We start from the raw sequence: 25384 nt of genomic DNA, 5'->3' as shown, positions 1-25384 counted from the left end.
GTCACAAGAACACCCTCCCCTCGCCGCGGTAAGTGAGCAACTCCCCCATCAGGGCGCCGTTGTGCACGAGCGCGAAGGCACCGAGGTGCTCGCTCAGTTCGCCGGCCTTGGTGTGCCGCAGCCAGACGCGGTCGCCGATCGCGAGGTCGCGCGCCGCGGCACCTTGCAGGGGCGTCTGCACCTCGCCGGCCGACTCGCGGGACAGCATCTTCAGGCCCGTCGGCCACACGACCTTCGGAACCCGGTCGGGTGCGGGCGGCCCGGATGCCGTCCAGCCGCCGCCGAGCACGGTCGCGATGTCGGCGGTGGGCCGCCGCACGACGTCGAGTGCGAAGGCGGCCGCGGGGGCAGGGGTGAAGTGCACGTAGCGGTCGAAGAGGTGCGGGCCGAACAGGCCGGAGCCCGCGGCGACTTCGGTGACCGACGGGTCGGCATGCGTCGACTCGATCGATCCGGTGCCGCCACCGTTGACGAACTCGAGGTCGGCGACCGCCCGCACCCGGCGCACGGCTTCGCCGCGACGGCGCGCCAGCTCTTTGGCCGACGCGCGTTGCATCGCGCGGATCGCCGCCTTGCGGGGCCCTGCATTGGTCACCCCCGCGATCTGGGCTTCGTACGCCATCATTCCGACGAGCCGGAAGCCGCGCCGTGCGACGACGGCCTCGGCGAGCGCCTCCGCGTCCGCGGGCGAGTAGACGGGAGACCGTCGCACCCCGACATGCCCGAGGGCGCGCGAACGGAAGGAGGCATCGAGTTCGATGGCGACCCGGATGACGGCCCGCTTGTTCGGCGCGACCACGGCATCCACCAGATCGAGCTGGGCGACGTCGTCGACCATGAGCGTCACCCGGGACGCGAGCTTCTCGTCAGCGGCGAGCCGGGCGATCGCGCCCCGATCGGCGCTCGGATAGCCCACCACGATGTCGTCGTGCCCCTCCCGCTCCGGCGAATCGGCGGCGAGCCAGAGCGCCTCGGCGAGGGAGTACGCGAGGATGCCGCGGTACCCCGGCAGCGCGAGCACGGCATCCAGCACCCCCCGCACCCGCACCGACTTGCTCGCCACCCGGATGGGCAGACCCGCGGCGCGGTCGAGCATGTCGAACGCGTTCGCCGCGAGCGCCTCGACGGCGAGCACGCCGACCGGCGCGTCGAGGTCGTGCGTGGCCGCGGTGAGAGCGGGCCACCAGTTCGCCGGATCGTCCCAGGGGGCGGAGGTCGGGCGCGTCAGTTTCAGCGTCATCGCACGCCCTTCACCGGCAGGACGGCGAGAGCTCCCAGCACTGAGGCGATCGCGGCGATCAGGAACAGTCCGGTGAACCCGGCGACGACCGCGACGAGCCAGGCGCCGAGCAGCGGACCAAGGGCCTGCGGCACCGTGGTCGCGATGTTCATGATGCCCAGATCCTTGCCGCGAGTGAGAGCGTTCGGCAGAACCTGGGTAGCGAGCGCCTGATCGACGGACAGGAAAGCGCCGTATCCGATGCCGAGCAGACCGGCCGCGACGATCGCCACGGTGAAGTCCGGCACGAAGGCGAGCAGGCCGGCGGCGACCGCCTGGAACAGTGCCGCCGCCATGACGAACGGCTTGCGTCGCCCGACCCTGTCGGACCAGCGGCCGAGTAGCAGCGACGACAGCACGATGAAGACCACGTAGACAAGGCTCAGCAGGATGAGATCGCCCGCAGCATCTTCGCGTTCGAGCCCGAACAACAGGAAGTACAGAAGAAGGGTGGTTCCCAGGGCGTTGCCGACGTTCACCAGGATGCGGCCGAGGAGCGTCCAGCCGAAGTCGGGGTGCTGACGGGGGCTGATCCAGAAGCCGGCAAGCAGCGCGCGCCCGGTGAGCGTAGGACTGTCGGCGGCGGCGAGCGGCACGTCGCGGGCGACGACGAGGAAGGGGATGACGGTCGCCACCACGACGAGCGCCATCACGAGGTAGCCGACGACGATGCCGAGCGCGAGCTCTTCGACGATGAGCAGGCCGAGAACCGTTCCGATCGCCTGCGGCGCGGCGATCAAGCCGGAGATCACCCCGCGCTGGCCGACGGGTACCTGGTCGGAGATCGTCGCGGTGAGGGCGGCAGTGAGCACGCAGAACCCGATGATGGCCAGCGACCAGAACACGCCGACGCCCATCAGCGTCGACTGCAGGCCGAGCACCACGAGTGACGCGGCGAAGAGCAGCGTGCCCCCGAGGATCCAGGGGCGCCGGCGGCCGAAACGGCCCGTCGTTCGATCCGAGAGTGCGCCCGCGACCGGGTACGCGATCAGGGCGAACATGCCCGCGATGCCGGAGATGATGCCGAACGACACGACGCTGTCGACCCAGTCGGTCGTCGCGCGCATCGACTCGATCTGCAGCGGCAGCAACAGTTGAACCGGTGCGAGCTGCGCCATCCAGATGCCGAGCCAGGCGGTCGCGAACGCCGCCATCCACCGCCCCGGAACGCGCAGCGTCGGCTCGTCGAGCGGCCGCAGGGTGTCGGTCATCGGGTCTCCTCGGATAGCGGGGTGGCGTGCGCGGCGATCGCGTCGGCGGCGAGATCGAGAAGACGTTCGGTGGCGCCGTCGTCGCGGGTGGCGAGCCAGGTGAGGGTGGCCCCCTCGCTGAGGGCAACGGCGAGAGCCGCGAGGTCGGGAATCGGCACGTCCCAGTGCACGCGGTAGCGAACAGCCCCCGCTTCGAGCAAGCGGCCGGCGAGAGCGCGGTAGACGTCGTACTGCTCGTCGGGAAAACCATCGAGGGCGGGCGTGCGCAGCGCGTACTGCGTGAGTTCGAACATCGCCTGCTGACGCGCGGGGTCGGCTCGCAGGATGTCGAGGTTCGACCCGAACACGCCGCGGATAGCGGTGCGGATGTCGGGGGCGTCGAGTTCGAGGGTGCCGAAGGCAGCCGAACCCTGACTGCTGACCACGAGTTCGACGACGTCGCGCATCAGCTCGTCGCGGGACGCGACGGCGTAGTGGAACGACGCGAGCGGCATCCCGGCCTCAGCCACAATCGCCCGCGTCGTCGCCGCGTGAACTCCGTCGCGGGCGATCACCGCGAGCGCAGCGCGAGCCAGCACCTCGCGACGTTCCGTCGCCGCCATGCGCGCCATGTCCAACCGCCTCCCGTCACCCGACCGCAAAGTTGGTCAAGCGTCCCAGACGGATGTCCCGAACGTCAAGTGACGTGTGGGGTGTGTTACATGTAACATCGGAAGATGGCAGTTCGAGACCGGGTCACAGCGCACCGCGCGCGCCTCCGCGAACAAGGGCTCCGGCCCATCCAGATCTGGGTTCCGGATGTGCGCTCGGAGCGTTTCGTGACAGAAGCACACCGGCAGTCCCGGCTCGTCGCCGCCGCGGACGCCACGTCGGACGACCAGTCCTTCATCGAGGCGGTCTCTACGGATTGGGACGAGTGAAGCGCGGAGAGATCTGGCTCGTCGCGGGCGGCGTGTACGCCTCAAAGCCGCGACCGGCGCTCATCGTTCAAGACGACCGCTTCGACACCGACTCGGTGACGGTCTGCCCGTTCACGACGACGCCGGTCGACGCGCCGCTCTTGCGCCTGCCGATTCCGGCCGACGCCACGTCCGGCATCCACCACCCCAGCTTCGTGATGATCGACAAGCTGACCACGGTGCGCAGAGTGAACGTGACAGAGCACGTCGGTCGCCTCAGTGCCGTTCAGCTCACCGAGTTCGAGCGCCGCGCGATCGTCTTCCTGGGTCTGGCAGGCTGAGAGGACCCGAGCTAGTCCGCGAACGCGACCTTCGCGGTCTGCTCAGCGATCTCCAGCTCCTCATCGGTGGGGATCACCAACACCTCGACCGGCGACCCGTCGGGCGAGATGCGGCGGGCGCCGTCGCCCCGGCCGTTGCGCTCCGCATCCACCGCGATTCCGAGGAACCCGAGCCGCTCGACGGCACGCGCCCGCAACCATCCCGCGTTCTCGCCGATGCCGGCGGTGAACACCACGGCATCCACTCCCCCGATTTCTCCCGCATACGCCCCGAGGTACTTGCGCAGGCGGTGCAGCATGACCTCGATCGCCAGGCCGGCGGAGGGATCCCCGGCTTCGGCGGCCGACGCCACGTCGCGCAGATCGTTGGAGCCGGCCATGCCGAACAGGCCGGACCGGCGGTTGAGCAGGTCGTCGATCTCGTCAACCGAGCGGCCGAGGCGCGCGAGGTGGAGCAGCACGCCGGGGTCGATGTCGCCGGAACGGGTTCCCATGACGAGCCCCTCGAGCGGGGTGAGTCCCATCGTCGTGTCGATCGACACGCCACCCGAGATCGCACACGCCGAGGCGCCGTTGCCGAGGTGCAGCACGATCAGTCGCAGCTCCTCGATCGGACGATCGAGAAACTGAGCGGTCGCGCGGGACACGAAAGCGAAAGATGTGCCGTGGAACCCGTAGCGCCGGATGCCGGCCTCCGCGGCGACGGCGGGGTCGATCGCGTAGGCCGCGGCGTGGTCGGGAAGCGTCGCGTGGAACGCCGTGTCGAAGACCGCCACGTGCGGAACGTGGGGCAGCACCGCGCGAGCGGCCCGGATGCCGGCGAGCCCGGGTGGGTTGTGCAGCGGGGCGAGGTCGACGAGCGCCTCGATGCCCGCCTCGACGTCGTCGTCGATGAGGGTCGGTTCGACGAAACGGGTGCCGCCGTGCACGATGCGGTGCCCGACGGCATCCGGGCGGGTGTCGCCCAGGGTGTCGAGCACGCGCCGCGCCGCCGCCGCATGGTCGGGCACGCCCGACCCCGGCTCACCGATGCGTTCGACGATCCCGCCGACCCGCTCATCGGGCGCCGCGAGGTCGATGACCTCGTACTTGAGGCTCGACGACCCGGCGTTGAGCACGAGGATGCGGGTCACGAGGCGTCCTGCGCCTGGATCGCCGTGACCGCGATCGTGTTGATGATGTCGCGCACGAGCGCCCCGCGGGAGAGGTCGTTGACCGGCTTGTTGAGCCCCTGGAGCACCGGTCCGATCGCGAGCGCCCCGGCGCTGCGTTGCACGGCCTTGTAGGTGTTGTTGCCGGTGTTGAGGTCGGGGAAGACGAACACGGTCGCCCGCCCCGCGACGTCGGATCCGGGAAGCTTCGCGTCGCCCACCGTCGGGTCAGCCGCCGCGTCGTACTGGATCGGGCCCGCGACGGGAAGGTCGGGGGCGCGCTCCTTGACCAGCGCCGTCGCCGCGCGCACGTCATCCACGTCGCCGCCGCTGCCCGACTCCCCCGTCGAGTACGACAGCATCGCGACGCGCGGCTCGATGCCGAACTGGCGGGCCGTGGCGGCAGAGGCGATCGCGATGTCGGCGAGCTGGTCGCGGGTGGGCTCCGGGATGACGGCGCAGTCGCCGTAGACGAGCACCCGATCGGCGAGCACCATGAGGAACACGCTCGACACCACCGAGATGCCGGGCTTGGTCTTGATGATCTGGAACGACGGCGTGATCGTGTGGGCCGTCGTGTGCCGGGCCCCCGACACCATGCCGTCGGCGAGCCCGAGATGCACCATCATCGTGCCGAAGAACGACACGTCGCGCACGGTCTGGGCCGCCGTCGCGGCATCGATGCCCTTGTGCGCGCGCAGTCGGTGGTACTCGGCGGCGAAGCGCTCGTGCAACTCGGGGTCGTCGACGCTCGTGATCGTCGCGGCGTCGAGGTCGAAGCCCAGCTCGGCGGCGCGGGCGCGCACCACCGACTCGTCGCCGAGGATCGTGAGGTCGGCGACGCCGTCGCGCAGCACCGCCGCGGCGGCCTCGAGCACGCGGTCGTCGTCGCCCTCGGGCAGCACGATGTGCCGGCGATCGTGCCGGGCGCGCTCCAGCAGCTCGTACTCGAACCGGTTGGGCGTCATCGGCCCGGGCGGGGCCTCGCGGATGCTGCGCACGATCGCCGCGCCGTCGACGTTGTCGCGGAACAGGCCGAGCGCCCGCTGATACTTCTCCTCGGACTCGGCGGCCAGCAGGCTGCGGGTCGCGTCGATGCGCTTCGCCGTCTCGAAGGTGCCCCACTCGCACGCCAGGAACGGCAGCGCCTCGTCGAGGCCGTCGATGAGCTGTTCGACGGCGGGCGCCATCGGCAGGCCGCCGTTGAGCACGACCGCGGCCGGGGTGGGGAACGCCGCCGACCGCTCCGCCAGCACGACGCCGAGCAACGCGTCGGCACGGTCGGCGGGCACGACGACGACCCCGCCCTCGATCAGGCGCGGCAGCAGGTTCTCGACCGACATCCCCGCGACGACCGTGCCGAGCACGGGCCGCTCGAGGTGGTCGTCGCGGCCCTTCACGAGAGTCGCCTCGAGACTCTCGGCGAGCCGCCGCAGCGACGGGGCATCGAGCAGCGGATCTTCGGGGATGACGTGCACCGGTCCACCGACGGCCGCTTCGACGGCGGATGCCAGCGACGCTCGGTTGTCGGGGTCGGCGCGGTTCACGACGATCGCGGCTGGGCCGGCGTGATCGTTGCGCAGCTCCGCAACGGCGACCCGAGCGGCATCCGCCAGCTCTTCCGGGGAGCGGAATCCGGAGGCACCCGGGCGGAGCCCGTTGAGGACGAGCACGACCGCGGCACCGAGGTCGGCGGCGATGCGGCCGTTCATCGACAGCTCCGTCGGCGCCCCCACCCCGGTGTAATCACTGCCGAGTACCAGCACCACGTCGCACGACTCATCGAGCTTCGCCGCCTGGGCCACGATGCGGCGCACGGCGACCTCGGGATCGGCATGCACGTACTCGTCGTCGACCCCGACGCCGGTCGCGGTGGCGCCGTGCGCCGCGAGCGCGTCGAGCACCGGATCCGGCTCCTCGAGTGACCGGGCGACCGGACGGAACACCCCGACGCGTGCGTCGCCCGTGTCGCGGGTCAGGGCGTCGAGCAACCCCACGGCGACCGTCGACTTTGCCGTGCGGCCTTCGGCAGACAGGACGGCGATGCGCAGGGTCACGTCCCCTACGCTACGCGGCAGACGGCCAGCGATTCGGCGAGCGTCGATCTCAAGGTCGATGATCTCCGCCTCCACCGGGTCGAACGGCAGTAGCTCGTGCACGCCCGCAGGGCGATGCGGCGCGATTCGTCCCGGGACAGGGTGACCACCACATCCACCCGGCTATCGGCGTGCCCTCGCTGGGATTCGAACCCAGACTGAAGCGATTTTAAGTCGCCTGCCTCTGCCGATTGGGCTACGAGGGCGCGGATTCGAGAGTACGCGGAGCGACGGAGGGTGTCGCGTCGCCGTAGAACCCCGCGCGCAGGGTTCTTTCACGCCAAAGAACCCTCTATGCGGCGGTACTAGACCTTCGGACGGACGGCGAACTGCTCGAACGCGGTGCGGGGGGTGTCGCGGGCCGGGATGCCGACCAGGTCGCGGCGGAACAGGAAGTTGATGATCCAGTTGCCGAACACGCGCGCCTTGCGCTCCCACATCGGCATCGCGAAGCCGTGGTAGCCGCGATGCGCGAGCCAGGCGACGAAGCCCTTGAGGGCGATCGGGCCCGACTGGAAGACGCCGTAGTAGAGGCCGATGCCGGCCACCGCGCCCGCGTTCTTGTGGCGGTACTCGCGCGGCTGCTCGCCGCGGATGTCGGCCACCAGGTTCTTCGCGAGCAGCTTGCCCTGCCGCACGGCGTGCTGGGCGTTCGGCACCGTGAACCCGCCGACGCCCTGGTTCGGAATGAGGTCGGGAACCGCGGCGACGTCACCCGCGCCCCAGGCATCCGGAACGATGCCGGCGTCGGAGATCACCCGCAGGTCGGCGCCCACGCGCAGACGGCCACGCTCTTCGGCGGGGAGGTCGGTGTTGCGCAGCATCGGATTCGCCATGACGCCGGCGGTCCACATGATGGTGTCGGACTCGAACGACTCGCCCGTCGAGAGCTCGACCACGCCGCCGACGGCGCTCGCGAGCTGGGTGTCGAGGTGCACGGTCGCGGCGCGTTCCTCGAGGTTCTTGATCACCCAGTGGCTGGTCTTCAGCGAAACTTCGGGCATGATGCGGCCCATCGCCTCGATGAGGTGGAAGTGGGTGTCGTCGATCGTGAGGTTCTTGTACTGGCGCAGCAGGGCGCTCGCGTACGACCGCAGTTCGCCGAACAGCTCGATGCCGGCGAAGCCACCACCGACGACGACGAAGGTCAGCAGGCGGTCGCGCTCGGGGCCGGCGGGCAGGTTGGATGCCTTGGCGAAGCAGTCGGCGACGCGGTCGCGGATCGCGACGGCCTCTTCGATGTTCTTCAGGCCGATCGCCTCATCGGCGAGCCCGGGGATGGGGAACGTGCGGGTGACGGCTCCGGCGGTGACGACGATCGTGTCGTAGTCGACCTCCCACGGGTCGCCCGCGGCCGGAGTGACCGTGACCTTCTTGGCGGCGTGGTCGATCTTGCTGACGCTCGCCGTGATCACGGTGGTCTTCTTGAGATGACGGCGGTGTGAGACCACCGCGTGGCGCGGCTCGACGGTTCCGGCAGCGACCTCGGGGAGGAACGGCTGGTAGGTCATGTACGGCAGCGGGTCGACGACCGTGACCTGGGCCTCTCCGCGGGCCAGGTGCTTCTGCAGCTTCTTGGCCGTGTAGAAGCCGGCGTAGCCACCGCCGACGATCAGGATTTTGCGCACGTTGATGAAACTCCTCGCTGGATTGCCACCCAATCTACCGCGAACGCGGGGGCCGAATTCCCCGGAGCGCCCCGACAACGAGGCCGCCGACGACGAACAGCATCAGAGCCACAGCCAGCACCGGGGCGCCCACGAGTTGCAGAGCGACGAGACTCGGCAGCAGAACGCCCGTCGGGTCCGCTGTGCCGGGTTCGCCAGGCGCTTCGGGCGCTTCCGGCACAGCCACGATGGGATCAACGGCCTGCGGCGTAGCGTCGGCTCGGCGATTGACCCGCACCCACTCCGCGAGGTCGCCCATCGGGTTCGCCGACACCTGTGGCACGTCGCTCGACACGGCGGCCGCCGCATCGAGGTATCCGAATCCGTAGGTGTAGTCGGCGCCGGCCGGTCCGGCATCCCGAGCGGTCGCGACGATGCGGTTGATCACGTTGGCGGCATCCAGGTCGGGATGCGCCGCCCGCACCAGCGCGACCACTCCGGCGACGATCGGGGTCGCACCGCTCGTGCCCGCCCAGGTGATGTACCGTCCCGCCGGCGTGACGCCGACGAGGCGCTCACTCGGCGCGGCGACCCCGATCGTGATGCCTTGGGAGGATGCGTCCCAGGATGCCTGACCGCTCTCGTCGACACCACCAACGGTCAGCACCCCCGGCATCGTCGCGGGTGCGCCGACCTCGACCGTTCCGCTGGCGCGGTTGCCGGCCGCTGCGACGATCACGACGTCGTGCTCGGCGGCGTGCAGGAAGGCGTCATCCCAGCTCTCCGGCCAATCGAGGGTGTTGCGGGTCAGCGACATGTTGATGACATCCGCCCCGTTGTCGACCGCCCAGGTGACCGCCTCGGCGATCTGGGCGTCGGAGCCGCCGCCGAACCCGACCGAGAGGCTGAGAATCGATGCCTCCGGCGCCGACCCGATCACCCCGGATGTCGGGCCCGTGCCGCGACCGGCGGCGAGTGACGCGACCAGGGTGCCGTGCTGAGGATTGTCGCCGATCGGGCGCTGTCCGTCAGGTGAGCCGATGCCGGAGAAGTCCGCTCCCCCGACCACGGCGCCGGCGAGATCGGCCACGTCGCCCGCGACCCCGGTGTCGATGATCGCGATCGTCACGCCGGCGCCCCGCGTCACCGCCCACGCGTCGCGGATGCCGTAGTCGTCGAGCCAGTACTCGCGATCGCGCACGGCATCCTGCGGTGCGCCTTGCGCGGGCGGAGCGAACGCGAACACGGCGGCCGCGCCCAGCAGGAGTGCGACCGCCCGCCTCATCCGGCCGCGGCTCCCGGTTCCGCGCATTCGCAGCGCGTCGGCGACCAGGCGCACCGTTCGAGAGCGCGGTCGCCGATGGGGTTGACCCCGGGGCCCGCCGCGAGCGAGTGCCCGGCGAGAGCGTGCAGGCATTTCACCCGGTCCGGCATCCCGCCCGCCGAGAAGCCGGCGATCTCGTCGACGACCTCGATCGTGTCGCGGTCGGTGAGGTAGCTCAGGTGGGCCTCACGGTAGGCGGCGGCCACCGCCTCGTCGTGAAGATCGGCCGCCAGCTCGGCCATCACCCCGGTGGCTTCGAGGGTGGAGATCGCGGCCGTCGCCGCCGGATGCGTGAGGTAATAGAGGGTCGGGAACGGCGTACCGTCGGGAAGTCGCGGGGCGGTCGCCACGACCGTCGGGTTACCGCACACGCAGCGAGCGGCGATGCCGATCACCCCGCGGGCGGGGCGACCGATCTGCGTGGAGACGACGGCGATCTCGGCGGCGGTCGGCTCGGTGAATGGCCGACGCATCAGCCGCCCTGCTGCGGGCTCTCGAGCTGGTCGGGAGTCGCATCCGTCAGCCCCGCCTGGTAGACGGTGGAGAGCAGCGCACGCACCCAGTCGACCTGGGTCGTCTGGATCTCGTCGCTGATCGGCAGCCCACCCTCGTCGAGGCCGGCGTCGTCGTTGCCGATCACCAGGAAGGTGATGTCGCCCGGATACACGTAGTAGAGGCGGTCGCGCGCCTGCGCCTCGATGTACGCCGGGTCGCTCCACCGGTCGATCTCGGCCGTGATGTCGTCGACATCCGCCTGGGCGTCAGCGACCTGCTGCTCGAGCGCGGCGATCTGCTGCCGCTGCTCGACGAAGGTCTTGAGGCTCGGCGCCAGCACGACGAGCGCCGCCACGATGAGCAGCAGCATCGACAAGGTGAACCCCGACAGCCGGAAGTCACGCAGCCACGCGGCCGCGCGCGGCTCCTCAGCCATCGCCACCGGCACCGTGCGCGTGCGCTCCCGGATGGGTCGCTGTGCTCGGGCCATGCGTCCAGGTTAAGCGTCTCGGTGGTCGAGTAGCCGCGCAGCGGCGTGTCGAGACCAGGGCGGGCGTCTCGACACGGGTCTCGACACGCGCCCTGCGGGCGCTACTCGACCGCCGAGATGGGGACTACTTCGCGCGGGGGAAGGCCGAGCGGCCGGCGTAGACGGCGGCGTCGCCCAGTTCTTCCTCGATGCGCAGCAACTGGTTGTACTTCGCCACGCGGTCGGAGCGGGCCGGGGCTCCGGTCTTGATCTGACCCGAGTCGGTCGCCACAGCCAGGTCGGCGATCGTGGTGTCTTCGGTCTCGCCCGAACGGTGGGAGAGGATGGCGGTGTAGCCCGCGCGCTGGGCGAGCGACACGGCATCCAGGGTCTCGGTGAGGGTTCCGATCTGGTTGACCTTGACCAGGATCGAGTTGGCGACACCGAGGTCGAGGCCCTTCTGCAGGCGCACCGGGTTGGTGACGAACAGGTCGTCGCCGACGATCTGCACCTTGTCGCCGAGGGCCTGCGTGAGGTGCACGTAGCCGTCCCAGTCGTCTTCGGCCAGCGGGTCTTCGATCGACGCGAGCGGGTAGTCGGCGACGAGCCCGGCCCAGAACTCGGTGAGCTGCTCGCCCGACAACTTCTGCTTCTCGAAGGAGTAGACGCCGTCGGCGAAGAACTCGGTCGCGGCGACGTCGAGCCCGAGAAGGAAGTCCTTACCCGCCGAGAAGCCGGCGGTTCCGATGGCTTCGAGGATGAAGTCGAGCGCGGCACGAGCACCAGGCAGGTCGGGGGCAAAGCCGCCCTCGTCGCCGAGGCCGGTCGACTGGCCCTTCTTCTTCAGGCCCGACTTGAGCGCGTGGTAGACCTCGGCGCCCCAGCGGAGGGCATCCGCGAAGGTGTCGGCGCCCACCGGCAGCACCATGAACTCCTGGATGTCGAGCGCGGTGTCGGCGTGCGCGCCACCGTTGATGATGTTCATCAGCGGCACCGGCAGGGTGTGCGCGTTGGGTCCGCCGAGGTAGCGGAACAGCGGCAGGTCGGCCGAGTCGGCGGCGGCCTTCGCGACCGCGAGCGAGACACCGAGGATGGCGTTCGCCCCGACCTTGCTCTTGTTGTCGGTGCCGTCGGCGGCGATCAGTTCGGCATCCACGAGCCGCTGGTCGGCGGCGTCGAAGCCTTCGATGGCCGGGCCGAGCACGTCGAGCACCCCGGCGACGGCCTTGAGCACGCCCTTGCCGCCGTAGCGGTTCTCGTCGCCGTCGCGCAGCTCGTACGCCTCGAACGCTCCGGTCGACGCCCCCGAGGGAACGGCGGCGCGCGAGACGGTTCCGTCGTCGAGCAGCACCTCGACCTCGACCGTCGGGTTGCCCCGGGAGTCGAGGATTTCGCGGGCGCCGACGGCTTCGATGGCAGACATGGTTTTCCTTTGATCAGGGTGTGGGGTCTGGTGGCGTAGCCCCTGAGTCGAGCTTAGGACGACGCGGATTCGGTGAGAGAACGCAGTGAGAGGGATGCCAGGGTCGTCGAGGCGTCGACGAACGCGAAACTTGTGAAGCCTTCGGCCGCGAGCGCGTCGAGAGTCGGCTTGACGTTCTTCGGGCGCGCGACGAGCCGCACGCGCGCCCCGGTCGCGATGAGTTCGGCTTTGAGGGTCAGCAGCTGAGCGAGGTCGACGTCGGCGTCGTGCAGCAGCGCGATCGCCTCCGATCCCTCCCCCACCGGCAGGTCGACGAGTTCGACGAGCCGCTCGAAGCCGAGCGAGAAGCCGGTCGCCGGCACATCGGTGCCGAGGAAACGCCCGATCATCCCGTCGTAGCGACCGCCGCCGCCGAGCGAGTACTCGACGCTCGGGTGCGCGAGCTCGAAGATCGGGCCGGTGTAGTACCCCATGCCGCGCACGAGGAACGGGTCGAACCGTAGCACCTCGGTGTCAGATGCCCGAGCGGCTGCCACCGCCTCGCCGATCGCGACGAGCCCCGCGAGCGCGTCGGCATCCGGGTTCTCGGGCAGCGCCCGACGGATGGCGGCCTCACCGAACGGCAGGACCGTCGGGCGCCGGAATAACGCCTCGAGCGCATCCACCGCCGCTGCCGTGTAGCCGCGCTTGCGCAGTTCGGCGAGCACGCCATCCTGGGCGATCTTGTCGAGCTTGTCGATCGTGATGAGCGCGCCGTCATACTCGTGGGCGGCAAAGCCGAGGGTCGCGAGCATCCCGGTCAACAGCCGGCGGTCGTTGACCCGGATGAAGCCGTCCTCGAGACCGAGGGCATCGAGAGCGTCGAGCGTGGCGACGAGAAGCTCGGCCTCGGCGCGCGGACCGGGCTCACCGAGCACGTCGATGTCGCACTGCACGAACTGCCGGTAACGACCCTTCTGCGGACGCTCGGCCCGCCACACCGGGGCGATCTGGATGCTGCGGAACACCGTCGGCAGCTCAGCGCGGTGGGTCGCGTAGAAGCGGGCGAGCGGCACCGTGAGGTCGAAGCGCAGGCCGAGGTCGGAGAGGTCGAGCGGCTCCTGCGCCGCCTGGAGATCATCCCGGGTGAGCCCGCGCTTCAGGAGGCTGTAGGCGAGCTTCTCGTTGTCGCCGCCGAGGCCGGCGAACAGCCGGTCGCTGTCTTCGGCGACGGGGGTCTCGATCTCGTCGAAGCCGTGCGTGCGGTACACGTCGCGGATGGCGGCGAGGATCCGCTCCCGGCGCGCCTTCTCGGCGGGGAGGAAGTCGCGCATCCCGCGCGGAGGATTGACCTGCTGTGCCACGGGCACCCAGTCTGCCAGTCTCCGCGTCACCGGGGAGTCAGCCGAGGGCCGGGCAGCCGAGGCCCTGCGCCACTCGCGCCCAGTACCCGACCTGAGCGACCGTCGTCGCGAGCACCACGATCTCCCGCTCGGTGAAGTGCTCCGTGAGCCGCTCCCCCATCTCGCGCGGCACGGCGATCGGGGTGGCCGAGAGCACGCGGGCGTACTCGATGGCGAGTCGCTCGGCGTCGTCAAAGCTCGCGACGTCGGAGGCCTCCCGCCGACCCTGCACCACCTCGAGCTCCTCGCCGGTGAGGTGCTTCTGCCAGTCGTGCCCGTTGAACCCGACACAGAACGGGCAGTCGACGACCGACGACACCGTCGTGCGCACGAGTTTGAGCATCCGCTCGTCGACCCGTCCGACGTCGTGGGCGACGAGCGCCTCCATCACACCCGCACCGACAGCCGCCTTCGGGTACCAGGTGAGCAGTCGCGCAACCAAGGTGTCCTCGCCCGACGCGCGCTTCGCGATCCAGAGTCCGAGCCGCAGCGGCAGCGGGATGCGGCGGGGCGGCGCGATGAAGGCGGGCAGGGTCATCTGCCCATCTTCACCCGCGCGTCACTCGACCGGGCGCGCAGGCGATTCCGAGCCACAACCGCGACGTTCGGCTACGCATGGCTACGCATGGCTACAATCGAGGACATGACGACGATTCCGGTGCGCGACCTTCGCAACCGCACCGCCGAGGTGCTGCGTCGCGTCGAGGGCGGGGAGCGGGTCACGATCACCGTGAACGGCGTCGAGGTCGCCACCCTCAGTCCCCTCCGACGCGGACGCCGCCGCTCGATCCCCACGCAGGAGTTCTTGCGCGGGGTGCGGCTGAGCGACCCGGGACTGCGCGACGATCTGGCGCGTCTCGCTGGTGACACCACCGACGACCTGGACCCGCTCCCGTGACGACGTATGGCCTACTCGATACGAGTGTGCTGATCGCTCGCCAGCAACACAGGCTCGAGAGCAGCACCGCGCTGCCCGATGAGGTGTCGGTGAGCGTCGTGACCCTCGCGGAACTCCAACTCGGCGTTTACGCCGCCCGTGACACCGAAACCCGTGCCCGCCGAATGGCGACTCTTGACGGGATCAGCGGCTTCGATCTGCTTCCCATCAATGCCGACGCCGCCACGGAATGGTCCCGACTGCGCTACCGGGTCGCCGAAGCGCAACGACGGATCAATGTCAACGACCTGTGGATCGCAGCCATTGCTCTGGCCAACGGGCTGCCGATCGTGACACAGGATGCCGACTTCACCCAGCTGGAAGACCTAGGCGGCCCCGCTGTCATCCGGGCCTGACTCCGGGTTGGCGGGTCGGTCGTCCGCGTGCCGGGAGAGGTGTCTCGCGTAACGCTCGGTGAGTTGCACCATGAGGTCGGGGGTGTCGCGGTCGAGCCCGAACACGTAGCCGGGGAAGTCGAGTTGCAGCTGCCGCGCCCAGATCTCTTCGTGCTTGTCGGGCGAGAACATCTCGACCGGCGACCCGACGGCCACCCAGCCGATCGGCACGACCGACTCGGGCGGCAGCTCGGTGCGCAGGTGCACGACGGCGTTGATGCGCACCTCGCTGCGGTCACCGATCACGGCGCCGTTGAAGATGCGGGCGCCGGTCGCGATGAACACCTCGTCGCCGACGCGGGCGCCCGAGATGGAGGCGAGCGGCCCGACGAGGCAGTGGTCGCCGATGCGGAGCGGGTCGGAGGACGACGCGCGCAGCACCGCGTTCTCCATCACGATGACGTGCTCCCCGAGCACGATCGGCCCGCCTTCGGCGCTGATGACGGCACCGTGCAGCACCTGACAGTCGGCGCCGATCGTCACGTCTCCGCTGACCACGGCACCGGGTGCGACGACGGCCTCGGGATGGATGCGCGGGCTCTGTCCGAGGTGCTCCACCAGCATGCGCCGACTCTACGCCGACGCCCCACGCCGTGGGCTACCGCAGCGTGCGCGGCGTGAACAGCGTCACGCCGATCCCACCGAGCAGCAGGGAGGCGACGGCGATCGCGAGCCGCCCGGCGCCGTCGGGATAAAGGAACAGCGCGACCGCGGCGACGAGCACCGCGAGCCCCCCGACGAGCGGCAGGATGCGCGCGCCCGGCCGCACCACGGCGGCCCGCGCGACAGCAATCCCGAAGAGGGCGAGCGTCAGGCCTGTGGCTGCGGCGAGGGCACCTGCCGCAGACCCGAACCAGGCCGGCGGAGGACCGGGCACGACCCCCGCGACGACGACGAGCGCGATTTCAGCGAGCGCGACGAGCAGCAGCACTGAGGCGCTGCCGAACGTGGCGGCGACCGGTGCGAACGAGTGACGGCCCGCGAGTCCAGTGCGACCGATGAGCAGCACCGCAAGGGCCAGGAAGGCGCTGTGGATCGCGGCGAGAACGACGGTGCCGACGAACGGCCAGAAGCCGAGTGGAAGCAGCACCGTGAGTGCGACCGCGGTGAGCACCGAGAGCACGACGACGAAGACGCCGACCTGGCGACTGAGCAGGGGCGCGGGGATAGCGGTCACGAGACTGCACCGAGGGTGCGCCAGTCGGGGAGGTCGAACGTCGGGGGCATCAGGCCCATTACTATCGCGTCGGCGACCGGGGCGGCAAGCGTTGCGGTCCGGGCGGCCGGTGTTAGGGTCAGGCATGGCCGAGGGGTCCTCAGGATCGGGAATCGTCGCGACCGGGCTCGCGCGGTCGTTCGGGCCCGTGCAGGCGGTGCGCGATGTGTCGTTCGAAGCCCGCCCCGGCGAGATCACGGCGCTGATCGGGCCGAACGGTTCCGGCAAGACGACGCTGCTGCTCATGCTCGCGACCCTTCTCGAGCCAGAGCACGGCGAGATCCGCATCGCCGGCCACGACCCGGTGTCCGATCCGCTGGCCGTACGGCGGGTCATCGGTTGGATGCCGGACGTGCTCGGTGCGTGGGCGGCCCTCACGGTGCGGGCGACGCTCGAACTGACCGGTCGGCTCTACGGCATCCCGAAGGCCGCAGCCGCCGACCGTGCCGCCGAGCTGATCGAACTCGTCGACCTCGTGCCCCTGGCCGACCGCCCGACCCGTGTGCTGTCGCGCGGGCAGAAGCAGCGTCTCAGCCTGGCCCGCGCTCTCGTGCACGCTCCCGAGGTGCTGCTGCTCGACGAACCCGCGTCGGGGCTCGACCCGGCCGCGCGCGTCGCACTCCGCAAACTGCTGCGCCAGCTCGCCGACGGCGGTCGCACGATTCTGGTCTCCAGTCACGTGCTCGCCGAACTGGAGGAGATGGCGGATGCCGCGGTCTACCTTGAGGAGGGCACCACGGCGAGCGCCGAGCGGATCGCGGCCGCACGCGCCGCGGGACGCGAGTGGCGCATCCGCTCGCTCGACGCCGAGGCGCTGCGCACGGCGCTCGGGGCGGAGGCGGCTCGCTGGGACGGAGCAGATGCGATCGTCGCTCCGAAAGACGACCGGGCCGCCGCCGGACTTCTGGCTCGACTCGTCGCCGATGGTGTTCCGGTGATCGCATTCGCACCCGCGGTGGGCGACCTCGAACAAACCTTCTTGGGGTTGTCGACGGAGACGCCATCGTGACCGCGCTCTCGGGAATCTGGACGATCGCGTCGATCGAGCTGCGGCAGCGGGTGCGCGGGTCGGCCTGGTACGTGCTGCTTGGCGTGTTCGTGATGCTGACGCTCGCCGTCACGATCGGTGCGACTCTGTCGCTCAGCTACGCCCCCGAGCCCGGCAGCGCGCTCTACTCGATCGTCGTCTACTTCGTGCTGCTGCTCGTGACACTGGTGACGCCCGCGCTCTCGGGCAACGCCGTCAACGGCGATCGGGATGCCGGCACCCTCGCCACGACGCAGGTCACCCTGGTGTCGACGACGCAGATCGTGCTCGGCAAGTTCCTCGCCGCGTGGCTGTCGTCGCTCGCGTTCCTCGTCGCCGCGGTGCCGTTCATCGTGTACTCGTTCGTGCTGAGCGAGGTTCCGCCGCTCACCGTTGCGACGTCGCTCGCCGTGCTCGTCGCCGAACTGGCCGTCGTGTCGGCGATCGGCGTGGGCCTGTCGGGCCTCGTGCGGCGGCCGTTGTTTTCGGTCGTCGTCACCTACCTCGTCGTCGCGCTGCTGAGCGTCGGAACTCTCATCGCCTTCGGTATCGCCGGCACCGCGATTCAGACGCCCGTCACCGCCGAGAACCGTTCGATCGACTGGAGCCAGTACGAGGGCGAGGAGGTCGAGTACGACCCCGACACCGGGCTGCCCCGCGATGCCGAGTGCACCCTCGTCTCGACCTACGAGTTCAACGCGCCGCGCTTCGACTACGTGTGGTGGCTGCTCGCCGCGAACCCGTACGTCGTGATGGCGGACGCGGCTCCGACCAGTTATGACGCCTACGACAACCCGGTCGATGCCTTTGGGTTCATCAAGTTGAGTGTGCGCGGAGCCCAGCAGCCGCCCGACCTGAAGCCCCGCTGGGACGAGTGCGACCCGGCGAACTGGAGCGGCCAAGGCCCGTCGGCGCGCGACCTCATCGGGGATTCGACGCCGAGCTGGTTCGTCGGGCTCGCCATCCACCTCGGGCTCGGTGGCGCGCTACTGGTGGGCGCGATCTCAGCGACCCGCACGCCGGCGCGTCGGCTGAGTCCGGGCAGCCGGATCGCCTGACGCCCTCAGTCGGACTCTTCGGCCTCGACCCGACCGCGCAGCGAACGCAACGCGCCGCGGAGAGCTCGTTCGGCATCCAGCCCCTGCTCGCGGGCACCGGCGACGAGGGCGAGCAACTGCGCGCCGAGCTCGTCCTCGGTGGACGGCACGGGCGCGGGCGTCACGTCGATGCCGACGCGCGACGCGCGACCGAGCATCTTGTCGGCGAGCGCGAGCCCCGGCATCCCGGCGGGGATCCCCTCGAGCACGCTCGTGCGATGGGCCTTCTCGACCGCCTTGATCGCATCCCAGGTGGCGACGACGGCCTCCGGGGTCTCGGCGACGACGTCACCGAAGACGTGCGGATGCCGCCCCACCATCTTCTGCGTCATGTGCGCGGCGACGTCCTCCAGCGTGAAGCGCCCGGCCTCCGCGGCGATGTCGGCGTGGAACAGCACCTGGTAGAGCACATCCCCGAGCTCCTCGACCAGTTCGGCGTCGTCGCCCGACTCGATCGCCTCGACCAGCTCGGCGCTCTCCTCGACGAGGTACTGCACGAGCGAGGCGTGGGTCTGGTCGCGGTCCCAGGCGCACCCGCCGGGCGCGCGCAGGCGTTCGAGCGTCGCGATCAGCTCGTCGAGGCGAGGATGCGGGGCGTCGGTCACTCCGCCATCCTCACATCCCGGCGGGTCAGGCGGGCGACGCCTCGGCGGACGCTTCCTGGGCAGCCTCCGCCGCCGGCAGCGGAACCCGCGGCATGGCGATCGCCGCGATCAGCAGCACGACGGCGACGATCGCCCCGCCGAGGAACACGGCACCCGCAGCGGCCTCCATCGTCGACGAAATGGTCTCGTCGCCGCCGTTCGCCAGGATGACGGCGTTGGCGACGGCGCCGAACGCGGCGGCTCCGATCGACTGGCCGATCGAGCGGGAGAACAACTGGGTTCCGGTCACGACCCCGCGCTCGCTCCACTCGACGCTCGCCTGCGCGGCGACCAGGCTGGGCACCGACGCGAATCCGAAGCCGACACCGATCACGAAGCAGAGGCCCGCGACCACCCAGATCGACGGGCTCGCGGCCGACCAGGTCAACAGGCCGGTGCCGATCAGCAGGATCCCCGCCCCCAGGATCGTCGTCGAGCGGAACCCGAACCGCAGGTAGAGCCGGCCGGAGACGGCTGCGGCGACCGGCCAACCGATCGTCATCGCGCCGAGCGCCAGGCCCGCGGCGATCGGCGCCGCATCGGTGGTCACGGTGAGGAAGGTGGGAACGTACGCGGTGAGGCCGATGAGAACCGCTCCGACGCAGAACCCCAGCAGGTTCGTCGGCCACAAGAGGCGACGCGTCAGGGCCCAGAGCGGCAGGATCGGTTCCGCCGCTCTGCGCTCGACCAGCACGAACGCGACCAGAAGGAGCGCCCCCGCCCCCAGCACCGCGAAGCTCTGCGGCGAGTTCCAGGCCCACCCGGTTCCGCCTTGCAGCACCCCGAGAATGAGCAGCGACACCGAGACGCTGAACAGCGCGGCCCCCGCATAGTCGATGCGATGTTCCCGGCGTTCCACCTTCTCGGTGAAGCGCGACCAGATCATCCACCCGGCGAGAAGACACAGCGGGATGTTGATCAGGAAGATGCCGCGCCAGAGGTCGAACTGCGCGAAGACCCCGCCGAGCGTGGGGCCGACGACGGCGGCGATCGCCCAGACGCTGGCCATGTAGCCCTGCACCTTGGCGCGCTCTTTCAGGGTGTAGATGTCGCCGACCATCGTGATGACGATCGGCAGGATCGCCCCGGCCCCGATGCCCTGCACCGCGCGGAAGACGATCAGGCTCGGCATGTCCCAGGCGAGGCCGCAGAGGATCGAGCCGAGCAGGAACACGCCGATGCCCCACAGGATGAGCGGCTTGCGCCCGAACAGGTCGGCCAGTTTGGCGTACACCGGCACGGTGACCGCTGACGTGAGCAGATAGATCGAGAACAGCCAGGGGAACGAGGCGAAGCCGCCGATCTCGGCGACGATCGATGGCACGGCGGTCGCGAGCGCGGTGCTGTCGATGGCGACGAGGCCGGTGGCGAGCATCATCGCCAGAAGAAGGGGTCCGCGCTCAGAACGGAAACCGACGGCAGTGCTCACTCGCCCTAGCCAACCATCTCGATGCACGGTCGCGCTGGTGGTTTCGTGGATGATGAGCGGGTGGATCTCGCAGCTCTCGCCCTGCTCGGCGTCGTCGTCGGGGTGCTGCTGTGGCGAGCACTCACTCGCGAACGCCGCGAGTACGTGCGGTTCAAACGCCTGCGCTCCACCGTCGCCCGGCAGCGGGTCTACCGCCGGTGGCTCATCGAGGGCGCGATCGTTCTCAGCGGTTTGTCGCTCGCGACCATCGTCGGTGCCTGGGCGCAGATTCCGCTCGCCCTCACCGCGGCGCAGCAGTGGGAGCCGATCGCCGCCGCGCGGGCGTTCCTCGCGACGGATGCCGGCATCCCGGTCGCCATCGCGATCGCCGTCGTGGTGCTCGCCGGCCTGGTGCTGCCGATCGTGTTCCTGCGCAATTCGCTCGAAGAGGCTCCGGCGATCGGTGACATCCGGGCCCTGCTCCCGCGCGCTCGCGGCGAGTTGCCTTACGGAGCGGCGCTGTCGGTGAACGCCGGCGTGTTCGAAGAGCTGCTGTTCCGCCTCGGGTTTCCCGCTCTCGCCTTCGCGGTGACCGGCGATGCGCTCGTCGCCTTCCTCGGAGCGACGCTGCTCTTCGGCGTGCTGCATCTGTACCAGGGTGCCCTCGGCATCCTGTTCTCGGTCGTGCTCGGTGCGGTGTTCGTCGCGCTCTACCTGATCACCGGGTCGATCGTCGTGCCGATCGTGCTGCACGCGATCATCGACCTGCGCTCGATGGTGCTCATCCCGATCGCGCTGGGCAGGGCCTGGGAAAAGCCCTGAGCGTCGGCGGCGGGTGGAAAGCTGGCGCCATGTTGACGTACGACGGATCATTCAGCGGCTTCTCGGTCGACGACGAAGCGGCGGCGCTCAGTTTCTACCGCGACTCCCTCGGCGTCGAGGTCGACGACACCGGGATGGGGCTCCGCCTGCGGCTGCCCGGCGGTTCGGTCTTCATCTATGCCAAAGACGACCACGTGCCCGCGACGTTCACCGTGCTCAACTTCCAGGTCGCCGACATCGACGCGGCCGCCGCGCAACTCGCTGAGTCAGGCGTCGAGCTGGAGCGCTACCCCGGGATGCCGCAAGACGAGAAGCGCATCATGCGCGGAAAGGCGGCGGGGATGGGGCCCGACATCGCGTGGTTCACCGACCCCGCGGGCAATGTTCTGTCGATCCTCAGCGAGTGAGCCGCCACTCCGCGGGTTGAGGAGCGCACCGCCTGAATCCGCCAGCGGTACGCGTCTCGAAACCCACACGCCTGCGCTCCCGGTTTCGAGACGCGTCGCCCTTCGGGCGGCGCTCCTCAACCAGCGGGAGACGGACCCTCCGCAAACAAGGCCGTCAGTACTCCGTCGACCCAGGCGATGAGGTCGGCGTCGGTGGCCTGCGGCAGTGGGATGGCCAGCGCCTTCGCGGCGCGGAACTCACGCGCGCCGGGGTAGAGGCGCTGTAGTCGCAACTGGCGGGAGTCGGGCAGTTCGGCGGGGGCGATGCGCAGGTTGCCGCCGACCGCGACGACCTCCGAGAGACCCGCCTTGATCGCCGCCCGACGCAGACGGGAGATCGCGACCAGGTTCTGCACGGCATCCGGCAGGTCGCCGTAGCGGTCGGTGAGCTCCTCGGCGACCGCGTCGATCGCATCGTCGGTGGATGCCGGCGCGGCCGCCGTGGAGAGCTTCTGGTACGCCTCAAGCCGCAGCCGCTCGCTTTCGAGGTACTCCTCGGGGATGCGCGCATCCACCGGCAGTTCGAGGCGCAACTCGGTCTGGCCTTCGGCGACGTCGCCGCGGAAGGTCGCGACGGCCTCACCGATCATGCGCAGGTACAGGTCGAATCCGACCCCGGCGATGTGGCCCGACTGCTCTCCGCCGAGCAGGTTGCCGGCCCCGCGGATCTCGAGGTCCTTGAGCGCGACCTGCATGCCCGACCCGAGTTCGGTGTTCGCCGCGATGGTCTCGAGCCGGTCCTGCGCGACCTCGCCGAGCGGCTTGCCGTCGTCGTAAAGGAAGTACGCGTAAGCCCGCTCCCGCCCGCGACCGACTCGGCCACGGATCTGGTGCAACTGCGACAGCCCGTACTTGTCGGCCTGGTCGATGATGAGCGTGTTCGCGTTGGTGATGTCGATGCCGGTCTCGATGATCGTCGTCGAGACGAGCACGTCGAACTTGCGTTCCCAGAAGTCGACGATCACCTGTTCGAGCACGCTCTCGCTGAGCTGCCCGTGGGCGACCGCGATGCGCGCTTCGGGCACGAGGTCGGCGAGCTGCGCAGCAACCCGGTTGATCGACGACACGCGGTTGTGCACGAAGAACACCTGACCCTCGCGCAGCAGCTCGCGCCGGATGGCGGCGGCGACCTGCTTCTCGTTGTACGGGCCGACGAAAGTAAGAATCGGATGCCGGTCTTCCGGTGGCGTCGCGAGGGTCGACATCTCGCGGATGCCGGTGACCGCCATCTCGAGCGTGCGCGGAATCGGGGTCGCCGACATCGCCAGGATGTCGACGTTGGTCTTCAGCTTCTTCAGCGCGTCCTTGTGCTCGACCCCGAACCGTTGTTCTTCGTCGATGATCACCAGGCCGAGGTCCTTGAAGCGGATGCCGTCGCTGAGCAGTCGGTGCGTGCCGATGACGACATCCACCGAACCGTCGGCGAGCCCCTCGACTGTCTCCTTCGACTCTTTGTCGGTCTGGAACCGGCTGAGCGCCCGCAGGTGCACCGGGAACCCGGCGAAGCGCTCGGCGAAGGTCTCCGTGTGCTGCCGCACGAGCAGCGTGGTCGGTACGAGCATCGCGACCTGCTTGCCGTCTTGCACGGCCTTGAAGGCGGCGCGCACCGCGATCTCGGTCTTGCCGTAGCCGACGTCGCCCGAGATGAGCCGGTCCATCGGGATGGGTCGCTCCATGTCGGCCTTCACGTCGTCGATCGTGCTGAGCTGGTCGGGCGTCTCGGCGAAGGCGAACGCCTCCTCGAGCTCGCGTTGCCACGGGGTGTCAGGCGGGAAGGCGTGGCCGACGCTCGCCATCCGCGCGGAGTAGAGCTTCACGAGCTCGACCGCGATGTCACGCACCGCCTTGCGCGCCTTGCCCTTTGCTGCGGCCCAGTCGGATCCGCCCATCTTCGACAGTGCCGGTGCCTCGCCCCCGACGTAGCGCGAGAGCAGGTCGAGCTGGTCGGTGGGCACGCTGAGCCGGTCGGGCGGGCCGCCGCGCTTGCTCGGCGCGTACTCGATGACGAGGTACTCGCGCACCACCCGGGCGTGCTGCGTGCCGAGCGGTCCGCGCGCGGTGCGCTCCCCCGAAGCGACCTCGCGCTGGATGAGTTCGACGAACCGGCCGATGCCGTGGGTCTCGTGCACGACGTAGTCGCCCGCCTTGAGCTGCAACGGGTCGACGACGTTCTTGCGACGGCTCGCGAGTCGCCGGGCACCGCGCGCGTCGATCGACGCCGCCCGGCCGTAGAACTCGGCCTCGGAGAGCACCGCGATCTTCGCGTCGGGCAGCGCGAACCCCGCCTCGATCGCAGCCTGCTCGAGCGTGGGTGCCACCCCGGCCTCGGCCAACACGTCGCGGGCGCGCTCGACCATCCCGGTGCCGGCGGCGGTCACCGTGACGTTCCAGCCGTCGCGCACCAGCCCGGCGACGTAGTCGACCGCGCCCTCGACCTGACCGGCGAAGCTCGGGATGACGGTGCCGGGAATGCGCACCACCTCGTCGGCGTCGGAGTCGAACGGGCTGAACGTCCACCAGGTGCGTGGGCTTGCCGCCTTGCGCAGTTGCGACACGGTGAGGAAGTCGCCGCGATCCAGGCTGATCGGCGCTTTCGCCCCCGCGGTCGCCGCACTCCACGCCGCGTCGAGGAACTCGCGGTTGGTCTCGGCCAGGCTGAGCGCGCGCGTCGCGACTCGCTCAGGGCTGAGGATCGCGACCGCGGCATCCTCGGGCAGCAGGTCGGTGACCGGCACCAAGTCGCCCACGAGGGCGGGGGCGAGCGACTCCATCCCCTCGACCGGGATGCCCTCGGCGATCTTCGCCAGCATCCCTTCGAGGCTCGGGAACTCGCGCTCCATCTCGCGGGCCCGCTGCCGCACGGCGTCGGTGAGCAGCAACTCGCGGCTCGGCAGCAGGTCGACGCGGTCGAGATCACCGTCGAGCGAGCGCTGGTCGGCGACCGAGAAGAAGCGCAACTGCTCGAGCTCGTCGCCGAAGAAGTCGGCGCGCACCGGGTGTTCGGCGTCCGGTGGGAAGACGTCGAGGATGCCGCCGCGCACGGCGAACTCTCCGCGTCGGGTGACGAGGTCGACGCGGGCGTACGCGAGCTCGGCGAGCTGAAGCGCGAGCCCCGCGAGGTCGTAGCCGCGCGCGCCGCGGGTGAGGTCGAGGGACTCGACGGTCGCCAGGCCCGGCACGACGGGCTGCAGGGCAGCCCGCACGCTCGCGACGACGACGAGGTGGCCGCGACGATCGACGTTCCAGCGGGCGATCTCGCGCAGGGTGCGCAGGCGGCGACCGACCGTCTCGGCGCTCGGGCTGAGCCGTTCGTGCGGAAGGGTCTCCCACGCCGGGAAGTCGAGCACGGTCGCGTCGGGCAGGTAGGCGAGTAAAGACCCGGTGACCGCCTCGGCCTCGCGGCTCGTCGCCGTCACGGCGAACACCGCCTGCGCGGGGCCGCGGGCGTCGAGCAGCGCGGCGATGACGGGCACCCGCAGCCCCTCGACGAGCGAGAAGTCGGCATCCTTCGTGCTCAGCTTCAGCGCGGTTTCGAGCGCGCGGGCGTGCGCCAACCCCGGAATCAACGCGTGCAGACCCACTCGTTCGAGCCTACCGGCGCGAACCGTCACTCGCGGGTTGAGTGCCCGCCGCAGGCGGGTGTATCGAAACCCGACCCGGGTAACCCGACAGGAGGTCTCGATACACCGGCCGCTGCGCGACCGGCACTCGCCCG

General features: G+C 70.1%; 25 protein-coding genes and 1 tRNA gene. 8 read left to right on the top strand and 18 right to left on the bottom strand.

Features of this window, described 5'->3' with window-relative positions; all coding sequences use genetic code 11:
* Position 1: 1 nt before the first annotated feature.
* Genes WBL06_RS12020 through WBL06_RS12010 form a run of 3 tightly spaced genes read right to left on the bottom strand, consistent with a single transcriptional unit; the run spans position 2 to position 3101 of the window.
* Positions 2-1240 carry an amino acid deaminase/aldolase gene (locus WBL06_RS12020; protein ID WP_424456381.1) on the bottom strand — a complete coding sequence of 413 codons (1239 nt, stop codon included), beginning with the start codon at positions 1238-1240 and terminating at the stop codon, positions 2-4.
* Positions 1237-2490, bottom strand: coding sequence for an MFS transporter (locus tag WBL06_RS12015; RefSeq protein WP_424456379.1), 1254 nt, complete (start codon positions 2488-2490; stop codon positions 1237-1239). Before WBL06_RS12015 ends, WBL06_RS12020 begins: the two co-directional genes overlap by 4 nt.
* Complete coding sequence (locus WBL06_RS12010; protein WP_424456377.1) at positions 2487-3101, bottom strand: TetR/AcrR family transcriptional regulator; 615 nt, start codon at positions 3099-3101, stop codon at positions 2487-2489. The genes WBL06_RS12015 and WBL06_RS12010 overlap by 4 nt, the downstream gene beginning before the upstream one ends.
* Positions 3102-3206: 105 nt before the next feature.
* Between WBL06_RS12010 and WBL06_RS12005 the strand changes: the two genes are divergently transcribed.
* Together WBL06_RS12005 and WBL06_RS12000 are read left to right on the top strand one after the other, a co-directional pair.
* A complete protein-coding gene (locus WBL06_RS12005) occupies positions 3207-3410 on the top strand; it encodes an antitoxin MazE family protein (RefSeq protein ID WP_424456375.1) in 204 nt (67 codons plus the stop codon).
* Entirely contained in the window at positions 3407-3730 is a 324-nt protein-coding gene (locus WBL06_RS12000; RefSeq protein ID WP_424456373.1) for a type II toxin-antitoxin system PemK/MazF family toxin, read from the top strand. The genes WBL06_RS12005 and WBL06_RS12000 overlap by 4 nt, the downstream gene beginning before the upstream one ends.
* Before the next feature lie 11 nt (positions 3731-3741).
* Here the strand turns inward: WBL06_RS12000 and WBL06_RS11995 are convergent, their stop codons facing one another.
* The 10 genes from WBL06_RS11995 to WBL06_RS11950 all read right to left on the bottom strand — a co-directional run bounded on the left by WBL06_RS11995 (position 3742) and on the right by WBL06_RS11950 (position 14215).
* Positions 3742-4863, bottom strand: coding sequence for an acetate/propionate family kinase (locus WBL06_RS11995; protein WP_424456371.1), 1122 nt, complete (start codon positions 4861-4863; stop codon positions 3742-3744).
* The gene (gene pta, locus WBL06_RS11990; protein ID WP_424456369.1) at positions 4860-6938 is read right to left on the bottom strand and encodes a phosphate acetyltransferase; all 2079 of its coding nucleotides are present in this window, start codon (positions 6936-6938) and stop codon (positions 4860-4862) included. Before pta ends, WBL06_RS11995 begins: the two co-directional genes overlap by 4 nt.
* 171 nt (positions 6939-7109) lie before the next feature.
* Positions 7110-7183, bottom strand: a tRNA-Leu gene (locus WBL06_RS11985).
* A gap of 99 nt (positions 7184-7282) precedes the next feature.
* Entirely contained in the window at positions 7283-8605 is a 1323-nt protein-coding gene (locus tag WBL06_RS11980) for an NAD(P)/FAD-dependent oxidoreductase (RefSeq protein WP_424456368.1), read from the bottom strand.
* A gap of 34 nt (positions 8606-8639) precedes the next feature.
* Positions 8640-9869, bottom strand: coding sequence for a S8 family peptidase (locus tag WBL06_RS11975; RefSeq protein ID WP_424456366.1), 1230 nt, complete (start codon positions 9867-9869; stop codon positions 8640-8642).
* A complete protein-coding gene (locus WBL06_RS11970; RefSeq protein ID WP_424456487.1) occupies positions 9866-10384 on the bottom strand; it encodes a DUF501 domain-containing protein in 519 nt (172 codons plus the stop codon). Before WBL06_RS11970 ends, WBL06_RS11975 begins: the two co-directional genes overlap by 4 nt.
* Positions 10381-10893: an FtsB family cell division protein gene (locus WBL06_RS11965; protein ID WP_424456364.1), complete on the bottom strand. Its 513-nt coding sequence runs from the start codon at positions 10891-10893 to the stop codon at positions 10381-10383. The genes WBL06_RS11970 and WBL06_RS11965 overlap by 4 nt, the downstream gene beginning before the upstream one ends.
* Before the next feature lie 124 nt (positions 10894-11017).
* Positions 11018-12295: a phosphopyruvate hydratase gene (gene eno, locus WBL06_RS11960; protein ID WP_424456362.1), complete on the bottom strand. Its 1278-nt coding sequence runs from the start codon at positions 12293-12295 to the stop codon at positions 11018-11020.
* A gap of 53 nt (positions 12296-12348) precedes the next feature.
* Positions 12349-13608 carry a histidine--tRNA ligase gene (locus WBL06_RS11955; RefSeq protein ID WP_424456486.1) on the bottom strand — a complete coding sequence of 420 codons (1260 nt, stop codon included), beginning with the start codon at positions 13606-13608 and terminating at the stop codon, positions 12349-12351.
* A gap of 67 nt (positions 13609-13675) precedes the next feature.
* The gene (locus WBL06_RS11950) at positions 13676-14215 is read right to left on the bottom strand and encodes a carboxymuconolactone decarboxylase family protein (RefSeq protein WP_424456360.1); all 540 of its coding nucleotides are present in this window, start codon (positions 14213-14215) and stop codon (positions 13676-13678) included.
* Positions 14216-14320: 105 nt separating this feature from the next.
* On the opposite strand from WBL06_RS11950, the gene WBL06_RS11945 reads away from it, so the two are divergent.
* Both WBL06_RS11945 and WBL06_RS11940 read left to right on the top strand, forming a co-directional pair.
* Positions 14321-14575 (top strand): type II toxin-antitoxin system Phd/YefM family antitoxin, encoded by a 255-nt coding sequence (locus tag WBL06_RS11945; RefSeq protein WP_424456358.1) that lies wholly within the window; start codon positions 14321-14323, stop codon positions 14573-14575.
* The gene (locus WBL06_RS11940) at positions 14572-14970 is read left to right on the top strand and encodes a type II toxin-antitoxin system VapC family toxin (protein WP_424456356.1); all 399 of its coding nucleotides are present in this window, start codon (positions 14572-14574) and stop codon (positions 14968-14970) included. Before WBL06_RS11945 ends, WBL06_RS11940 begins: the two co-directional genes overlap by 4 nt.
* On the opposite strand, the gene WBL06_RS11935 is transcribed toward WBL06_RS11940, so the two are convergent.
* Both WBL06_RS11935 and WBL06_RS11930 read right to left on the bottom strand, forming a co-directional pair.
* Positions 14941-15573 carry a gamma carbonic anhydrase family protein gene (locus WBL06_RS11935; RefSeq protein WP_424456354.1) on the bottom strand — a complete coding sequence of 211 codons (633 nt, stop codon included), beginning with the start codon at positions 15571-15573 and terminating at the stop codon, positions 14941-14943. The genes WBL06_RS11940 and WBL06_RS11935 overlap by 30 nt on opposite strands.
* A 34-nt stretch (positions 15574-15607) precedes the next feature.
* Positions 15608-16186 (bottom strand): hypothetical protein, encoded by a 579-nt coding sequence (locus WBL06_RS11930; protein ID WP_424456352.1) that lies wholly within the window; start codon positions 16184-16186, stop codon positions 15608-15610.
* Positions 16187-16310: 124 nt separating this feature from the next.
* On the opposite strand from WBL06_RS11930, the gene WBL06_RS11925 reads away from it, so the two are divergent.
* Both WBL06_RS11925 and WBL06_RS11920 read left to right on the top strand, forming a co-directional pair.
* Positions 16311-17234 carry an ABC transporter ATP-binding protein gene (locus tag WBL06_RS11925; protein ID WP_424456350.1) on the top strand — a complete coding sequence of 308 codons (924 nt, stop codon included), beginning with the start codon at positions 16311-16313 and terminating at the stop codon, positions 17232-17234.
* Positions 17231-18310 (top strand): ABC transporter permease, encoded by a 1080-nt coding sequence (locus WBL06_RS11920; RefSeq protein WP_424456348.1) that lies wholly within the window; start codon positions 17231-17233, stop codon positions 18308-18310. The genes WBL06_RS11925 and WBL06_RS11920 overlap by 4 nt, the downstream gene beginning before the upstream one ends.
* A gap of 5 nt (positions 18311-18315) precedes the next feature.
* Here the strand turns inward: WBL06_RS11920 and WBL06_RS11915 are convergent, their stop codons facing one another.
* Positions 18316-18954: a MazG family protein gene (locus WBL06_RS11915; protein WP_424456346.1), complete on the bottom strand. Its 639-nt coding sequence runs from the start codon at positions 18952-18954 to the stop codon at positions 18316-18318.
* A 25-nt stretch (positions 18955-18979) separates the two neighbouring features.
* On the bottom strand, positions 18980-20422 hold the full coding sequence (locus tag WBL06_RS11910; RefSeq protein ID WP_424456344.1) for an MFS transporter: 1443 nt from the start codon (positions 20420-20422) through the stop codon (positions 18980-18982).
* A 60-nt stretch (positions 20423-20482) separates the two neighbouring features.
* On the opposite strand from WBL06_RS11910, the gene WBL06_RS11905 reads away from it, so the two are divergent.
* Together WBL06_RS11905 and WBL06_RS11900 are read left to right on the top strand one after the other, a co-directional pair.
* Positions 20483-21223 carry a CPBP family intramembrane glutamic endopeptidase gene (locus WBL06_RS11905; protein WP_424456342.1) on the top strand — a complete coding sequence of 247 codons (741 nt, stop codon included), beginning with the start codon at positions 20483-20485 and terminating at the stop codon, positions 21221-21223.
* 29 nt (positions 21224-21252) lie between these two features.
* Complete coding sequence (locus WBL06_RS11900; protein WP_424456341.1) at positions 21253-21630, top strand: VOC family protein; 378 nt, start codon at positions 21253-21255, stop codon at positions 21628-21630.
* A 116-nt stretch (positions 21631-21746) separates the two neighbouring features.
* On the opposite strand, the gene mfd is transcribed toward WBL06_RS11900, so the two are convergent.
* Positions 21747-25250: a transcription-repair coupling factor gene (gene mfd, locus WBL06_RS11895; protein WP_424456339.1), complete on the bottom strand. Its 3504-nt coding sequence runs from the start codon at positions 25248-25250 to the stop codon at positions 21747-21749.
* Between the last annotated feature and the right edge of the window lie 134 nt (positions 25251-25384).

The organism is Pseudolysinimonas sp. (assembly GCF_049651805.1).
In the GTDB taxonomy this organism is placed as follows: domain Bacteria; phylum Actinomycetota; class Actinomycetes; order Actinomycetales; family Microbacteriaceae; genus Pseudolysinimonas_A.
Note: the sequence above shows the minus strand (reverse complement) of the source record. Positions and strands in the feature narration are given on the sequence as shown.

Bases quoted from the DNA above. Each gene is read 5' to 3' on its own strand.
- WBL06_RS12020 (WP_424456381.1), bottom strand. From the start codon at position 1,240: ATGACGCTGAAACTGACGCGCCCGACCTCCGCCCCCTGGGACGATCCG.
- WBL06_RS12015 (WP_424456379.1), bottom strand. From the start codon at position 2,490: ATGACCGACACCCTGCGGCCGCTCGACGAGCCGACGCTGCGCGTTCCG.
- WBL06_RS12010 (WP_424456377.1), bottom strand. From the start codon at position 3,101: ATGGCGCGCATGGCGGCGACGGAACGTCGCGAGGTGCTGGCTCGCGCT.
- WBL06_RS12005 (WP_424456375.1), top strand. From the start codon at position 3,207: ATGGCAGTTCGAGACCGGGTCACAGCGCACCGCGCGCGCCTCCGCGAA.
- WBL06_RS11975 (WP_424456366.1), bottom strand. From the start codon at position 9,869: ATGAGGCGGGCGGTCGCACTCCTGCTGGGCGCGGCCGCCGTGTTCGCG.
- WBL06_RS11965 (WP_424456364.1), bottom strand. From the start codon at position 10,893: ATGGCCCGAGCACAGCGACCCATCCGGGAGCGCACGCGCACGGTGCCG.
- eno (WP_424456362.1), bottom strand. From the start codon at position 12,295: ATGTCTGCCATCGAAGCCGTCGGCGCCCGCGAAATCCTCGACTCCCGG.
- WBL06_RS11955 (WP_424456486.1), bottom strand. From the start codon at position 13,608: ATGCGCGACTTCCTCCCCGCCGAGAAGGCGCGCCGGGAGCGGATCCTC.
- WBL06_RS11950 (WP_424456360.1), bottom strand. From the start codon at position 14,215: ATGACCCTGCCCGCCTTCATCGCGCCGCCCCGCCGCATCCCGCTGCCG.
- WBL06_RS11945 (WP_424456358.1), top strand. From the start codon at position 14,321: ATGACGACGATTCCGGTGCGCGACCTTCGCAACCGCACCGCCGAGGTG.
- WBL06_RS11935 (WP_424456354.1), bottom strand. From the start codon at position 15,573: ATGCTGGTGGAGCACCTCGGACAGAGCCCGCGCATCCATCCCGAGGCC.
- WBL06_RS11925 (WP_424456350.1), top strand. From the start codon at position 16,311: ATGGCCGAGGGGTCCTCAGGATCGGGAATCGTCGCGACCGGGCTCGCG.
- WBL06_RS11900 (WP_424456341.1), top strand. From the start codon at position 21,253: ATGTTGACGTACGACGGATCATTCAGCGGCTTCTCGGTCGACGACGAA.